This window comes from Dechloromonas sp. ZS-1, from assembly GCF_039649255.1.
GTDB lineage: Bacteria > Pseudomonadota > Gammaproteobacteria > Burkholderiales > Rhodocyclaceae > Azonexus.
Genome location: NZ_JBDIYD010000021.1, coordinates 17,333 through 30,788, shown reverse-complemented (window position 1 = coordinate 30,788; position 13,456 = coordinate 17,333). Strand labels below are relative to the sequence as shown.

Here is a 13,456-nt window from a genome sequence, read left to right as displayed (position 1 = left end):
CAAATCACTCGCTCAGAAATCAGGTAAATTAACCATGGACTCTAAAGCCCATTGCTACTGAAAACGGGGGGACGTCGGTCAATTCTTAATCTACCGTATGTAACACTCTATGCAAGGTTACGGTTGTCGTGGTGAATCCGGTATGCGCCGTTCGTGCGGACGCGGACACCAGCAGCATGCAGGCTGTCCAGGGCGCGTCGGCTGATGCGTTTGCTGTCTTCTTCGATGTTGTGCTTGAAGTCGACCACGACCTGAACATCCACGCCACGCTTGGCGGCATTGGCCAGGGCCTGGCTCACGGCCTGGGAGGAAAAACCGAAGGCTGCCAGGCGCAGGCTATGGCGGGCGCTGGCAATGGTTTCCACGATCAAGGTTTCCGGTGTTTGCTCCGGTCCGAATGCCAGTTGAGGTGCAGCAGGCCGGGTTGGGTCGGGGCAGTTTGCCAGACTCGGCGTGCTGCAAAGCACCAAAGGAAGATAGACGGCGAGGTGGTGTAGGGGCTTGATCATGGCTGACCGTGGAGGCGGTGTGATTGGGCATTATCCAGTGCTGCAGCATGAAAAGAAAACGGCCTCCGAAGAGGCCGTTTTTGCATGCAGGAATGCCCTTGCCTTAGTCGGCGTAGGCGTCCATCGGCGGGCAGGCGCAGTTGAGGTTGCGGTCGCCGTACACATCGTCGATGCGGTTGACGCTCGGCCAGAACTTGTTGGCCTTGACCCAGGCCAGCGGGAAGACGGCTTCTTCGCGGCTGTAGGGGCGGTTCCACTCGCCTTCGATGACGTCCGCCTGCGAGTGCGGGGCGTTCTTCAGCGGGTTGTTGTCGGCCGGCAGTTCGCCGGCTTCAATGCGGGCGATTTCCTTGCGGATGCTGATCATGGCGGCGATGAAGCGGTCCAGTTCAGCCTTCGATTCCGATTCGGTCGGCTCGACCATGATCGTGCCGGCAACCGGGAAGGACACCGTCGGGGCGTGGAAGCCGTAGTCCATCAGGCGCTTGGCGATGTCGATTTCGGCGATGCCGGTGGCGGCCTTGATCGGGCGGATGTCGAGAATGCACTCATGCGCCACGCGGCCCTGGCTGCCGACGTAGAGCACCGGGTAGTGCGCCTTCAGCTTGGTGGCCACGTAGTTGGCGTTGAGGATGGCGAACTGGGTGGCTTTCTTGACGCCTTTGCCGCCCAGCATGTTCAGGTACATCCACGAAATGTTGAGGATGGAGGCCGAGCCGAACGGGGCGGCAGAAACAGCACCCTGGCCCTTGTTCACACGGTCGGCCGTGCCGGTCGGGGTGACGGCGTGGTCGGCCATGAACGGGGCGAGGTGGGCCTTGAGGCCGATCGGGCCCATGCCCGGTCCGCCGCCGCCGTGCGGGATGGCGAAGGTCTTGTGCAGGTTCATGTGGCTGACGTCCGCACCGATGAAGCCCGGCGAGGTCAGGCCGACCTGGGCATTCAGGTTGGCGCCGTCCATGTACACCTGGCCGCCGTACTGGTGGATGATCGCGCAGATGTCCATCACGGCTTCTTCGAACACGCCGTGCGTGGACGGGTAGGTGAGCATCAGGCAGGCGAGGTCGTTGGCATGGGCTTCGGCCTTCGCCTTCAGATCGGCGACATCGACGTTGCCGTTGTCGTCGCAATCGACGACGACAACCTTCATGTTGCACATCTGGGCGGTGGCCGGGTTGGTGCCGTGCGCCGACTTCGGGATCAGGCAGACGTTGCGGTGGGCTTCGCCACGGCTGGCGTGGTAGCGGGCAATCGCCACCAGGCCGGCGTATTCGCCCTGGGCGCCAGAGTTCGGCTGCATGCAGATGGCGTCGAAGCCGGTCACGGTCTTCAGCCAGTCGGTCAGGCTGGCGATCATTTCCAGATAGCCGGTGGTCTGTTCGGCCGGGGCAAACGGGTGAATGCCGCCGAATTCCGGCCAGGTGACCGGGATCATTTCGCTGGTGGCGTTCAGCTTCATGGTGCAGGAGCCGAGCGAGATCATCGAGTGGTCGAGCGCCAGATCCTTGTTCTGCAGCGACTTCAGGTAGCGCAGCATTTCGTGCTCGGTGTGGTGCGTGTTGAACACCGGGTGAGTGAGCACGGCGTCGGTGCGCAGCAGGCCGGGAGTTTTAGCCAAGGGGCTGTTGGCAGCGGCGATGGCGTCGAGCGCGGCGATATCGGCGGCCTGGCCGGTCAGGGCCTGGAGCAGGGTGGCGACATCGGCGGCCGTGGTCGTCTCGTCGAAGGAGATGCCTTGTACGCCCGAGGCAACCGGACGCAGGTTGTAACCGGCGACGGTCTTGTCGGTCTTGATCTGGACGGTATCGAAGAAACCGGCGGTCAACACCTCGACGCCGGCCTTTTTCAGGCCTTCGACCAGAATGCCGGTGAGGCGGTGGATGCGCAGGGCGATGGTCTTCAGGCCTTGCGGGCCGTGATACACGGCGTACATGCCGGCCATGTTGGCGAGCAGCACCTGCGAGGTACAGATGTTGGAGTTGGCCTTTTCGCGGCGGATGTGCTGTTCGCGCGTTTGCAGCGTCATGCGGTAGGCCGTCTTGCCGCGCGCGTCCTTGGAGATGCCGATGATGCGGCCCGGCATGGAGCGGACGTTGGCTTCGCGGGTGGCGAAGAAGGCAGCGTGCGGGCCGCCGAAGCCCATCGGGATGCCGAAGCGCTGGCTGGAGCCGAGGGCGATGTCGGCGCCCATGGCGCCCGGCGACTTGAGCAGCACCAGGGCCATCAGGTCGGTAGCCACGGCCACGGTGGCGCCCTTGGCCTTCAGGCCGGCGATCAGGTCGGTGAGGTCGCGCACGTTGCCGTTGTCGCCCGGGTATTGCAGCAGGGCGCCGAAGAATTCGCCGTCTTTTTGCGCGTCGACCGTGTCGATGACCAGTTCGAAGCCGAAGTAGCCGGCACGGGTCTTCACGACGTCGATGGTCTGCGGGAAGCAGTTGGCATCGACCAGGAAGCGGTTGGACTTGGACTTGGAGGCGCGGCGGGCCATGGTCATGGCTTCGGCGGCGGCGGTGGCTTCGTCGAGCAGCGAGGCGTTGGCGATTTCCAGACCGGTCAGGTCGACCACCATCTGCTGGAAATTCATCAGCGCTTCGAGGCGGCCCTGGGCGATTTCGGCCTGGTAGGGGGTATAGGCGGTGTACCAGCCCGGGTTTTCCATGACGTTGCGCAGGATGACCTTGGGCGTCAGGGTGTCGTAGTAGCCCATGCCGATGCAGGAACGGGCGATCACGTTCTTGCTGGCAATGGCTTTCAGGTCGGCCAGGGCTTCGTGCTCGCGCTTCGGCGCGGGCAGCGGCAGGTCTGCCGGCAGGCGGATGGCGGCCGGGACGGTCTGGTCGATCAGTTGTTCGATGCTCTCGGCGCCAATGGCGGCCAGCATCTCGGTGGTTTCAGCGGCGCAGGGGCCGATGTGGCGGCCGATGAACTCGTCGTGCTGTTCAAGGGCAAAAAGGGTCGGTTGGGTCATGGTGTATTCGCAAGCGGAAAGCAGGAAAAAAACCGGCCGGGTTCAGCGGTCGACCGGTTCTTGACGGGCAAAATCAGGCAGCGTCGGCGACAGCCTGGTAGGCAGCAGCGTCGAGCAGGGCATCGACGTCGGCCATGTTGTCCGGGGTCATCTTGAACAGCCAGGCGGCATAGGCGTCGGCATTGACGGATTCCGGCGCGTCGGCGGCAGCCTGGTTGACTTCGGTCACGGTGCCGGCGATCGGGGCGTACACGTCGGCAGCGGCCTTGACGGATTCAACGACGGCGATTTCCTTTTCGGCGGCGTAATGGGCGCCGACTTCCGGCAGTTCGACGAACACGAGGTCGCCGAGGGCTTCCTGGGCGTGGTCGGAAATACCGACGGTCACGGTGCCATCAGCGTTCTTCAGAACCCACTCGTGGGAGGCGGCGTACTTCAGGTTGGACGGAACGTTGGACATGGTTTTCTCCAGATGGATGAATGGGTTGAATTTACTGAACTGCTTTGCCGTTGCGGGCGAATACCGGTTTGGTGACCTTGGCTTTCAGGAGCTTGCCACGGATGTCGACACTGACTTCATCACCGATCTGCACGTTCAGCGGCAGACGTGCCAGGGCGATGGATTGTTGAAGCGTGGGTGAGAAAGTGCCTGAAGTAATCTCGCCATCCCCTTGTTGGGTAATGACTTTCTGGTGGCCGCGCAGCACGCCCTTGTCGAGCAGGACGAGGCCGAGGAACTGTTGTTGCTGACCGTTAGCGGCCAGGGCGGCACGGCCGACGAAATCGCGCTCGTCCTTCATGGCGACGGTCCAGGCGAGTCCGGCGTCGAGCGGCGACACGGTTTCATCCATGTCCTGGCCGTAGAGGTTCATCCCGGCTTCGAGGCGCAGGGTGTCGCGGGCGCCCAGGCCGCACGGTGCCACGCCTGCATCCTTGAGGGCGTTCCACAGGCTGTCGGCCTCGGCGGCCGGCATCATGATTTCGTAGCCGTCTTCACCGGTATAGCCGGTGCTGGCAATGAAGTACTGGTCGACTTCGGCCGCAAAGAAGGGCTTCAGATCGGCAATCGCGGCCTTGGCTTGCGGCAGGACGGACCAGACCTTGGCGCGGGCGTTCGGGCCCTGCACGGCGATGATGCCGAGCGCATTGTCACCGTCGCGGCGCTGCGTCAAGGTGACGTCCATCTTCCATTCGGCGGCCTTGGCCTGCATCCAGGCGAGGTCCTTTTCAGCCGTGCCGGCATTGACCACGATACGGAAGCGGGTGTCGGTCAGGAAATAGATGATCAGGTCGTCGATGACGCCGCCGGCCTCGTTGAGCATGGCCGAGTAGAGTGCCTTGCCGGAGACGGTCAGTTTGGCGACATCGTTGGCGACCAGGCGGGAGAGAAAGGCGCGGCAGTCGGCGCCGACAACATCCACCGGGCACATGTGCGAGACATCGAACATGCCGCAGTCGGTCCGCACGGCATTGTGTTCTTCAATCTGGGAGCCGTAATTCACCGGCATGTCCCAGCCGCCGAAATCGACCATGCGGGCGTTCAGGGCGCGATGTGCTGCATTCAAAATCGTTTTCTTCAGCATATCAATCCTTTAGTGGCTTTTCTTAAAGCCGTTTCTGGAAAAGAAAAAGGGGTGAAACGAAAGAACTGCTTCTTGCGTTTCACCCCTCTGTCCTCGATACCTGAGAGATTTGCCCCATCGGTGGGCGCTGTTGACGCCGCTCTCCAGAGTTTCAGCCGCACGCTTTGCATTGAACCCGAGACTGGGGATGCGCCGGTCGAAGCAGTTGTCTTCCGGAACGTCCCGACATGTCGAGTTCAATGCAAAACGGGCGAACTGATTCCACGGTCCTTTTGCCTGAGCGTTTTCGGGTGAAATTGCGCCTTCGGCGGCGGTCGACCGTCGCCGGTGACACGCGCTCTCCCATGGAACGGGAGGCACTATATCGGGATGGCGCGGTCTGATCAATATGTTCATCAAAGCCATCGGGCGAGGTGTGTCATGCGCTCATTTTATTGTCATGAATGCCGGGGCGGCTGCCTGTCCGTTCCTGGCCTGAAACTGCCTTGTGAACTGCCTTATGGCGGCGCGCCGGAGGGCGTGGGGCGGCCTTCGTGATAAACTCTTCGTTTCCGCCCGTTGTATTGCCCGTGAATCCAGTCAATTTCGATTTTCATTGCCATTCCACCGTCTCCGACGGCCTGCTGCCGCCCGCAGCGGTCGCGGCGCGCGCGGCGGTAAATGGAGTCGACTGCTGGGCGCTGACCGACCATGACGCCCTGGGTGGCTTGCCGGAGGCCGAGGCCACGGCGACCGAATTGGGCATGCGGTTTGTGAATGGCGTCGAGATTTCGATTGAGTGGCGTGGGACGCCCATTCATATTGTCGGGCTGGCGTTTGATCGCATGGCGCCGGGGCTGGTCGCCGGTCTGGATGCCTTGCGTCAGGGACGTATCGAGCGGGCCAGGCGGATGGGCGATGCCCTGGCTGCCATCGGGATTCCCGGCGTGTACGACGGGGCGCTGGCTTATGCCACCAATGCCGACCTGATCTCGCGTGCCCATTTTGCCCGCTATCTGGTCTCCATCGGGATTGCCAAGGATGTCGGCAGTGTCTTTCAGTATTACCTGACGCCCGGCAAGCCGGGGTATGTCGAACATCAGTGGGCGACGCTGGCCGTTGCGCTGGGATGGATTAGTGATGCCGGTGGTGTTGCCGTGGTGGCCCATCCGGGACGCTACAAGCTCTCGGGCGGCGACATGCGCAAGTTTCTGGATGAGTTCAAGGCGCTCGGCGGGCAGGGCATCGAGATCGTGTCGGGCAGCCACTCGAACGATAACGTGCTGCATTTTGCCCGCCTGGCCCGTCATTACGCCTTCCACGCCTCGCGTGGTTCCGATTTCCATGGTCCGGAAGAAAGCTATGTCGATCTCGGCAAGCTGGCCGGGCTGCCGCTCGACCTGAAACCGGTCTGGCGCCTTTTTCGCTGATTGAATCCTGTTCATGGCCCGTGTTGTCAATATTCACCCCGAATCGCCGCAACCGCGTTTGTTGACGCAGGCGGTCGATTTCATTCGTCAGGGCGCCATCGTCGCCTTGCCGACCGACTCCTGTTACGCCCTGGCCTGCGGTTTGGGTGACAAGGATGCGCTGGATCGCATTCGCCTGATCCGCGGCATCGATGACCGTCATCACCTCACCTTGATGTGCCGCGATCTCTCCGAGATCGCCAATTACGCCCGCGTCGACAACGCCCAGTATCGTTTGCTCAAGGCGGCAACGCCGGGGAGCTACACCTTCATTCTCGAGGGCTCGAAGGAATTGCCGCGCCGGGTCATGCACCCCAAGCGCAAGACCATTGGCCTGCGTATTCCCGATCATCCGGTTGCCCTGGCCTTGCTCGAAGAGCTCGGTGAGCCGCTGCTCACCACCACCCTGCAGTTGCCGGGTGACGAGACGCCGCTGACGGAAGGCTGGGAGATTCAGGATCGCCTGGATGACCATATCGACTGGATTCTCGATGCCGGCTATTGCGGGACCGAGCCGACCACCGTGGTTGATCTGACCGGGCCGGCACCGGAACTCGTCCGGGCAGGGCGCGGGCCGCTGGCGCTCTTTGGTTTTGAGGCGTGATGGGCGACCTGAATGCCTTGATCCAGCTGGTGGCGGTTGCTGCCTTGCCGATCGTCTTTGCCATTACCCTGCATGAGGCTGCGCACGGCTATGCCGCACGCCACTTCGGCGACCCGACGGCCTGGCGCCTCGGCCGGATCAGCCTGAATCCGATCCGGCATATCGACTTGATGGGCACCATCGTCATTCCGCTCGCCATCCTGCTGTTTTCCGGCGGGAGTTTCCTGTTTGGTTACGCCAAGCCGGTGCCGGTGGATTTTGGTCGGCTGCGCCAGCCCAAGCGCGACATGCTCTGGGTGGCCGCAGCTGGGCCGCTGGCCAATCTGGCCATGGCGCTGATGTGGGCTGCCTTGCTCAAGCTGGCCTGGCTGATGCCGGAGAATGCCTACACGGTGCCCTTGTCCGAAATGAGCAAGATCGGCATCGCGATCAATTGCGTGCTCATGGTGCTCAATCTGTTGCCTTTGCCGCCGCTGGATGGCGGGCGGATTGCCGTCAGCCTGTTGCCGCATTCCCTGGCCTGGAAATTTGCCCAGCTTGAACGCTGGGGCTTCCCGATTTTGCTGGTGCTGTTGTTCACCGGTATCCTCAGCGCCGTGATGAATCCCTTGGTGGCCGGCGTGGGCCGTGTCATCGAAACCATTTTTGGTCTTTACTGAATCGACTATGTACGCAGAACGTGTTCTTTCCGGCATGCGCCCGACCGGGCTCCTGCACCTCGGCCATTACCATGGCGTGCTCAAGAACTGGGCCAAGCTCCAGCACGAGTATCCCTGCCTGTTCTTTGTCGCGGACTGGCATGCGCTGACGACGCATTACGACAATCCGCAGAATATCGAAAAGGCAACCTGGGACATGGTCATTGACTGGCTGGCGGCCGGTGTCGATCCGAATCAGGCGACGCTGTTCATTCAGTCCAAGGTGCCGGAGCATGCCGAACTGCATCTCCTGATGTCGATGATGACGCCGCTCGGCTGGCTGGAGCGCGTGCCGACCTACAAGGATCAGCAGGAAAAGCTGGCCGGCAAGGATCTGACGACCTATGGCTTCCTCGGTTATCCGCTCCTGATGAGTGCCGACATCCTGATCTATCGCGCCGACAAGGTGCCGGTGGGTGAGGATCAGATTCCGCACGTCGAATTCACGCGCGAGCTGGCACGCCGTTTCAACCACATGTACGGGCGTGAGCCGGGGTTTGAGGACAAGGCCAGGGAAGCCGTCAAGAAGCTCGGCGGCAAGAAGGCGCGCCTCTACGAAGAACTGCGCACCCGTTTCCAGCAGAATGGCGACAAGGAAGCCGTCGAGCAGGCCAAGGCGCTGCTCAACGAAATTCAGCATATGTCGGCCGTCGACCGTGAGCGCCTGTTCGGTTATCTCGAAGGCACCGGCAAGATGATCCTGGTCGAGCCGGGCTACCTGCTGACGCCGGAATCCAAGATGCCGGGCCTGGATGGTCAGAAGATGTCCAAGTCTTACGGCAACACGATCACCCTGCGCGAAACCGAAGATTCGGTCGCCAAGAAGGTCAAGGCCATGCCGACCGATACGCAGCGCGTGCGCCGCACCGATCCGGGTGATCCGGCGCGTTGCCCGGTCTGGCAACTGCATCAGGTCTATACCGACGAGGCCACCCGCGCCACGCTGGAGCGGGGCTGCAAGAGCGCCGGCATCGGTTGTGTTGAGTGCAAGCAGCCGGTGATTGAAGGCATCCTGCGCGAGCAGGCGCCGATGCGCGAACGCGCCCAGATGTATCTGGACGATCCGGTGCTGGTCAAGAACATCATCGCTGACGGCTGTGAAAAGGCTCGTGAACTGGCGCGCGAAACCATGCGTGACGTGCGCGAGTCGATGGGGCTGGAATACAACTGATGCCGTGCCCGCATGACGGCGGCCAGATGAAGGCGAACGCATGAATCTGGCGGTCGACCTGCCGCAGAGCGAGCTTTTTGCCCCGGTGGCGCGCATTTACGGCGAGCCGCTGGCGGCTTTGCCGCAGGATCTCTACATCCCGCCGGATGCGCTCGAAGTCATGCTCGACGCCTTCGAGGGGCCGCTCGATCTGCTGCTGTACCTGATTCGCAAGGCCAACGTCGATATCCTCGATATACCGATGGCGCCGCTCACCCGGCAGTATCTGGATTATGTCGAGGCGATGCGGGCGCAGAATCTGGAGTTGGCTGCCGAATATCTGCTGATGGCGGCGATGCTCATCGAGATCAAGTCGCGCATGCTGCTGCCACGCCCGAAGGCGGCGGAAGGTGAGGAGGCGGAAGATCCACGCGCCGAACTGGTGCGCCGCCTGATGGAATACGAGCAGATGAAGGTGGCGGGGCATCGCCTCAATGAACTGCCGCAAGCGGAGCGGGACTTTTACTGGGTCGATACGCTGGTCGAGAAATCCCTGCTGGTGCGCCAGCCGGAAGTCTCGGTTGCCGATCTGAAAGAGGCCTGGATGGCCGTGGTGCGTCAGGCGGTGCTGAAGCGCAATCACAAGATCAGCCGCGAAGAACTCTCGGTGCGCGAGCACATGGGGGTCATTCTGCGGCATCTGCAGGAAAAGGGCGGTTTCGTCCAGTTTGAAACGCTATTTGATCCGGAGATGGGGGCGCCGGGACTGGTCGTGCATTTTCTGGCCATGCTGGAGCTGGGGCGGGAAAAGCTGATCCGCATTACCCAGACCGAGGCTTTTGCCCCGATTTATGTCAATTTGCGCTCGGGTGACGCCGAGCCTGAACTGGAGGACGGCGATGGAGCCGAACAAGGTCAGGTCGATTCTTGAGGCGGCGCTGCTCTCAGCGCAGGCGCCGATGACGACGCACGACATGAAAAAGATGTTCGACGACGAATTGTCGTCGGAAACCCTGCGCAAATTGCTTGACGAGTTGCGTGACGCCTACGAGGATCGCCCGGTCGAGCTCGTTCAGCTGGCGTCGGGGTGGCGTTTTCGGACGCGGGCGGAATACCTACCTTATCTGGAGCGTCTCAATCCGGAAAAGCCGCCGCGTTATTCGCGGGCGGTGCTTGAAACCCTGGCCATCGTGGCCTATCGTCAGCCGGTGACGCGGGGCGATATCGAAGAAATCCGTGGCGTCGCCGTCAACGCCAATGTAATCAAGACGCTGGAGGAGCGCGGCTGGATCGATGTCGTGGGGCATCGTGAGACACCGGGCCGACCGGCGCTATTTGCCACTACCAAACAATTTCTTGATGATCTGGGTTTGCGAAGCGTCAGCGAGTTGCCGCCGCTTGAGCAGATCAGCCAGACACTGGAGCTGAGTCATGACATCCAACACTAAGCGTACGCCTTTCCGGGCGTCGACCAAAAAGCCGGGTCCGGCACCGACGGGTCGCGCAGGCCGTGGCGGTCGCGGTCAACCTGCCGAAATGCCCGAAAATGATGCGCCGGAGGCCGTTGAAGCGGCTGCCCCCGCACCGGCGCCGCGCCGCCGTCAGGGACCGGTACCGACCGGGCGCGCCAATCGCGGCAATATCGGCCGTAACGGCAAGCCGCTGGTCGAAGCCAAGCCGGAGCGCCTGCAGAAAATCCTGGCCCAGGCCGGCGTGGGTTCCCGTCGCGAAATGGAAGAATGGATCGCCGCCGGCAAGGTGTCGGTGAATGGCGAGGTCGCGCATCTGGGGCAGTCCGTTGTTCCGACTGATAAGGTCAAGGTCGGCGGGCGCCTGATCAATATCCGTTTTACCGGCAGCAGCCGTCCGCCGCGCGTGCTCATGTATCACAAGCCGGAGGGCGAAATTGTCTCGCGTAGCGATCCGGATGGCCGTCCGTCCGTGTTTGCTGCCTTGCCGCGCATGCGCGGCGGGCGCTGGATCAACGTCGGCCGCCTGGACTTCAACACCTCGGGCCTGTTGTTGTTTACGACCTCGGGCGAGTTGGCCAACAAGCTGATGCACCCGAGCTCCCAGTTGGTGCGTGAATACGCGGTGCGCGTGCTCGGTGAACTGACGCAGGATGCGCAGGCTCAATTGCTCAAGGGGGTTGAGCTGGAAGATGGCGAGGCCAGTTTTGCCAGCCTGGTCGATGCGGGCGGCGAAGGGGCCAACAAGTGGTATCGCGTCAGTCTCTTCGAGGGCCGTAACCGCGAGGTGCGTCGCATGTTCGAGGCGGTGGGGTGTACGGTCAGCCGTCTGATCCGTGTGCGCTACGGTCCGTTTGTCTTGCCGCCGCAGCTGAAGCGGGGTCGTTGCCGCGAATTGGACGAGGGTGAAGTCAAGCTGCTGATGCGCGAACTGCAAAAGTCGTCCGGCGGCTAAAAACACCGGTGTTTTAGCCAAATGCATTGTTTGGGAGGAATAAACTCGTTATAATTCACGGGTTTGTTCCTCCCGTGCTTTTGGCGGGCATCTTTTTTTCTGAGGTGGGCGTTTCGCCCATTTTTTATTTGTGGCTATGGATTTGAATTCGCTGCTGGAAACGACCGTCACCGGTCTTGGGTATGAACTCGTGGATGTCGAGTTGTCGCCGCGTGGGCGCACGATTCGTGTCTTTATCGATGCGCCGGGCAAGGAAGGCGGCATTGATGTCGAGGACTGTGCCAAGGTGTCGAATCAACTGACCCGTTTGTTTGAAGTCGAAAACATCGACTATGACCGTCTCGAAATCTCTTCGCCGGGCATGGATCGGGTGGTCAAGAAGGCCGTCGATTTCGAACGTTTTGCCGGCGAACAAATCCAGATCAAGCTGCGCATTCCTCAGAACAATCGTCGCAACTTCCAGGGCGAGCTGCTGGGCCACACGGATGGCAAGGTCGGCCTGCGCCTCGAGAAGGAAGACGTGGAACTCGAATTCAACAATATCGAAAAGGCACGCCTTGTGCCGCGATTCGACTGAAGGACTAGGAGGTTTTAGCCCATGAGCCGTGAAATGTTGTTGCTGGTCGATGCACTGGCCCGCGAAAAGAACGTCAACAAGGAAATCGTTTTCGGTGCCCTTGAACTGGCGCTCGCGTCCGCGACCAAAAAGCGCATCCATGACGAGGCCGAAGTGCGTGTCTCGATCGATCGCGCTACGGGGAACTACGACTCCTTCCGTCGCTGGCACGTCGTTGCAGACGAAGCCTATGTCAATGAATACCTGGAACTGCCCCTCTCCGACGCCCAGAAGGACGATCCGGAGATCGAGGTGGGTGACACCCTGGAAGAGCCGCTGGAGCCGATCGACTTCGGCCGGATTGGTGCCCAGGCGGCCAAGCAGGTCATTCTGCAGAAGATTCGCGATGCCGAGCGTGAGCAGATCCTGCAGGACTTCCTGGATCGCAAGGAGCATGTCGTCTCCGGTACCATCAAGCGCATGGAGCGTGGCAATGCCATCGTCGAGGCGGGCAAGGTGGAAGCCCTGCTGCCGCGCGATCAGATGATCCCGAAGGAAAACCTGCGCGTGGGTGACCGCGTCAAGGCTTTCCTGCTGCGTATCGACCGTAACGCCCGTGGCCCGCAGATCATCCTGTCCCGTACCGCACCGGAATTCGTCATCAAGCTGTTCGACATGGAAGTGCCGGAAATTGCCGACGGCCTGATGGAGTTGAAGGCCTGTGCACGTGACCCGGGCATGCGTGCCAAGATTGCCGTCAAGTCGAACGACCCGCGTGTCGATCCGATCGGTACCTGCGTCGGTCTGCGCGGCTCCCGTGTCACCGCCGTGCGCAACGAAATCGGCGGTGAAAACATCGATATCGTCCTCTGGTCTGCTGATCCGGCCCAGTTCGTCATTGGCGCCCTGTCGCCGGCAGAGGTTTCCTCCATCGTCGTTGATGAGGAAAAGCATGTCATGGACGTGGTGGTGGATGAGGACAATCTGGCCATCGCCATCGGGCGTAGCGGGCAGAACGTTCGCCTGGCTTCCGAACTGACCGGCTGGACCATCAATCTGATGACCCAGGACGAGTCGGCCAAGAAGTCCGAGGCAGAACATGCGGTGACCCGTGTCACCTTCATGGAAAAGCTGGATATCGACGAAGAACTCGCCGACCTGCTGATCGAAGAGGGCTTCTCGACCCTGGAAGAAGTGGCTTACGTGCCGCTCGCCGAAATGCTCGAGATCGAAGGCCTGGACGAGGATATCGTCAATGAGCTGCGCAATCGTGCGCGTAACGTCCTGCTCACCGAGGCCATCGCAACCGAAGAAAAACTTGAGTCTGTCTCCGAGGACCTGATTGGTCTTGAGGGGATGACCAAGGAAATCGCCGCCCAGCTGGCTGGTCACGAGGTGAAGACCCGTGACGACCTGGCCGAGCTGGCTGTGGATGAGCTGGTGGAAATGACTGGCATTGATGAAGAGCGTGCCAAGGAACTGATTCTGAAGGCACGGGCTCACTGGTTCGAGTGAG

At 61.4% G+C, this 13,456-nt stretch carries 13 protein-coding genes and 2 riboswitches; of the genes, 9 read left to right on the top strand and 4 right to left on the bottom strand.

The features are described 5' to 3' along the window. Window positions 1–107: 107 nt before the first annotated feature. The 4 genes from AACO21_RS16120 to gcvT form a co-directional block, all read right to left on the bottom strand. Window positions 108–509, bottom strand: a complete 402-nt coding sequence (locus tag AACO21_RS16120) for a phospholipase D-like domain-containing protein (protein WP_346193549.1) — start codon at window positions 507–509, stop codon at window positions 108–110. Window positions 510–612: 103 nt separating this feature from the next. Then, window positions 613–3,477: an aminomethyl-transferring glycine dehydrogenase gene (gene gcvP / locus AACO21_RS16115; RefSeq protein WP_346193548.1), complete on the bottom strand. Its 2,865-nt coding sequence runs from the start codon at window positions 3,475–3,477 to the stop codon at window positions 613–615. A 73-nt stretch (window positions 3,478–3,550) separates the two neighbouring features. Continuing rightward, on the bottom strand, window positions 3,551–3,937 hold the full coding sequence (gcvH, locus tag AACO21_RS16110) for a glycine cleavage system protein GcvH (RefSeq protein ID WP_346193547.1): 387 nt from the start codon (window positions 3,935–3,937) through the stop codon (window positions 3,551–3,553). 31 nt (window positions 3,938–3,968) lie between these two features. Further along, window positions 3,969–5,060, bottom strand: coding sequence for a glycine cleavage system aminomethyltransferase GcvT (gene gcvT, locus AACO21_RS16105; protein WP_346193546.1), 1,092 nt, complete (start codon window positions 5,058–5,060; stop codon window positions 3,969–3,971). Between the two features lie 77 nt (window positions 5,061–5,137). Next, window positions 5,138–5,217: riboswitch (glycine riboswitch) on the bottom strand. A 97-nt stretch (window positions 5,218–5,314) separates the two neighbouring features. After that, a riboswitch (glycine riboswitch) is annotated at window positions 5,315–5,415 on the bottom strand. Window positions 5,416–5,629: 214 nt separating this feature from the next. On the opposite strand from gcvT, the gene AACO21_RS16100 reads away from it, so the two are divergent. The 9 genes from AACO21_RS16100 (at window position 5,630) to nusA (ending at window position 13,455) form a co-directional block, all read left to right on the top strand. After that, window positions 5,630–6,469, top strand: a complete 840-nt coding sequence (locus AACO21_RS16100) for a 3',5'-nucleoside bisphosphate phosphatase (protein ID WP_346193545.1) — start codon at window positions 5,630–5,632, stop codon at window positions 6,467–6,469. A gap of 13 nt (window positions 6,470–6,482) precedes the next feature. Beyond that, the gene (locus AACO21_RS16095; RefSeq protein ID WP_346193544.1) at window positions 6,483–7,112 is read left to right on the top strand and encodes an L-threonylcarbamoyladenylate synthase; all 630 of its coding nucleotides are present in this window, start codon (window positions 6,483–6,485) and stop codon (window positions 7,110–7,112) included. A gap of 8 nt (window positions 7,113–7,120) precedes the next feature. Next, window positions 7,121–7,771 carry a site-2 protease family protein gene (locus tag AACO21_RS16090; protein WP_346193550.1) on the top strand — a complete coding sequence of 217 codons (651 nt, stop codon included), beginning with the start codon at window positions 7,121–7,123 and terminating at the stop codon, window positions 7,769–7,771. 7 nt (window positions 7,772–7,778) lie between these two features. Then, complete coding sequence (locus tag AACO21_RS16085) at window positions 7,779–8,981, top strand: tryptophan--tRNA ligase (protein ID WP_346193543.1); 1,203 nt, start codon at window positions 7,779–7,781, stop codon at window positions 8,979–8,981. 40 nt (window positions 8,982–9,021) lie between these two features. Further along, the gene (locus AACO21_RS16080) at window positions 9,022–9,891 is read left to right on the top strand and encodes a ScpA family protein (protein WP_346193542.1); all 870 of its coding nucleotides are present in this window, start codon (window positions 9,022–9,024) and stop codon (window positions 9,889–9,891) included. After that, window positions 9,860–10,408, top strand: coding sequence for an SMC-Scp complex subunit ScpB (gene scpB, locus AACO21_RS16075; protein WP_346193541.1), 549 nt, complete (start codon window positions 9,860–9,862; stop codon window positions 10,406–10,408). Before AACO21_RS16080 ends, scpB begins: the two co-directional genes overlap by 32 nt. Further along, complete coding sequence (gene rluB, locus AACO21_RS16070; RefSeq protein WP_346193540.1) at window positions 10,392–11,384, top strand: 23S rRNA pseudouridine(2605) synthase RluB; 993 nt, start codon at window positions 10,392–10,394, stop codon at window positions 11,382–11,384. Before scpB ends, rluB begins: the two co-directional genes overlap by 17 nt. Window positions 11,385–11,520: 136 nt before the next feature. Beyond that, a complete protein-coding gene (gene rimP / locus AACO21_RS16065; protein WP_346193539.1) occupies window positions 11,521–11,961 on the top strand; it encodes a ribosome maturation factor RimP in 441 nt (146 codons plus the stop codon). 21 nt (window positions 11,962–11,982) lie between these two features. Beyond that, the gene (gene nusA / locus AACO21_RS16060) at window positions 11,983–13,455 is read left to right on the top strand and encodes a transcription termination factor NusA (RefSeq protein WP_346193538.1); all 1,473 of its coding nucleotides are present in this window, start codon (window positions 11,983–11,985) and stop codon (window positions 13,453–13,455) included. The last annotated feature ends 1 nt before the right edge of the window (window position 13,456 follow it).

Excerpts from the sequence above, each read along its gene's own strand:
- AACO21_RS16120 (WP_346193549.1), bottom strand. The coding sequence starts at position 509 with ATGATCAAGCCCCTACACCACCTCGCCGTCTATCTTCCTTTGGTGCTT.
- gcvP (WP_346193548.1), bottom strand. The coding sequence starts at position 3,477 with ATGACCCAACCGACCCTTTTTGCCCTTGAACAGCACGACGAGTTCATC.
- gcvH (WP_346193547.1), bottom strand. The coding sequence starts at position 3,937 with ATGTCCAACGTTCCGTCCAACCTGAAGTACGCCGCCTCCCACGAGTGG.
- gcvT (WP_346193546.1), bottom strand. The coding sequence starts at position 5,060 with ATGCTGAAGAAAACGATTTTGAATGCAGCACATCGCGCCCTGAACGCC.
- AACO21_RS16095 (WP_346193544.1), top strand. The coding sequence starts at position 6,483 with ATGGCCCGTGTTGTCAATATTCACCCCGAATCGCCGCAACCGCGTTTG.
- AACO21_RS16085 (WP_346193543.1), top strand. The coding sequence starts at position 7,779 with ATGTACGCAGAACGTGTTCTTTCCGGCATGCGCCCGACCGGGCTCCTG.
- AACO21_RS16080 (WP_346193542.1), top strand. The coding sequence starts at position 9,022 with ATGAATCTGGCGGTCGACCTGCCGCAGAGCGAGCTTTTTGCCCCGGTG.
- scpB (WP_346193541.1), top strand. The coding sequence starts at position 9,860 with ATGGAGCCGAACAAGGTCAGGTCGATTCTTGAGGCGGCGCTGCTCTCA.
- rluB (WP_346193540.1), top strand. The coding sequence starts at position 10,392 with ATGACATCCAACACTAAGCGTACGCCTTTCCGGGCGTCGACCAAAAAG.
- rimP (WP_346193539.1), top strand. The coding sequence starts at position 11,521 with ATGGATTTGAATTCGCTGCTGGAAACGACCGTCACCGGTCTTGGGTAT.
- nusA (WP_346193538.1), top strand. The coding sequence starts at position 11,983 with ATGAGCCGTGAAATGTTGTTGCTGGTCGATGCACTGGCCCGCGAAAAG.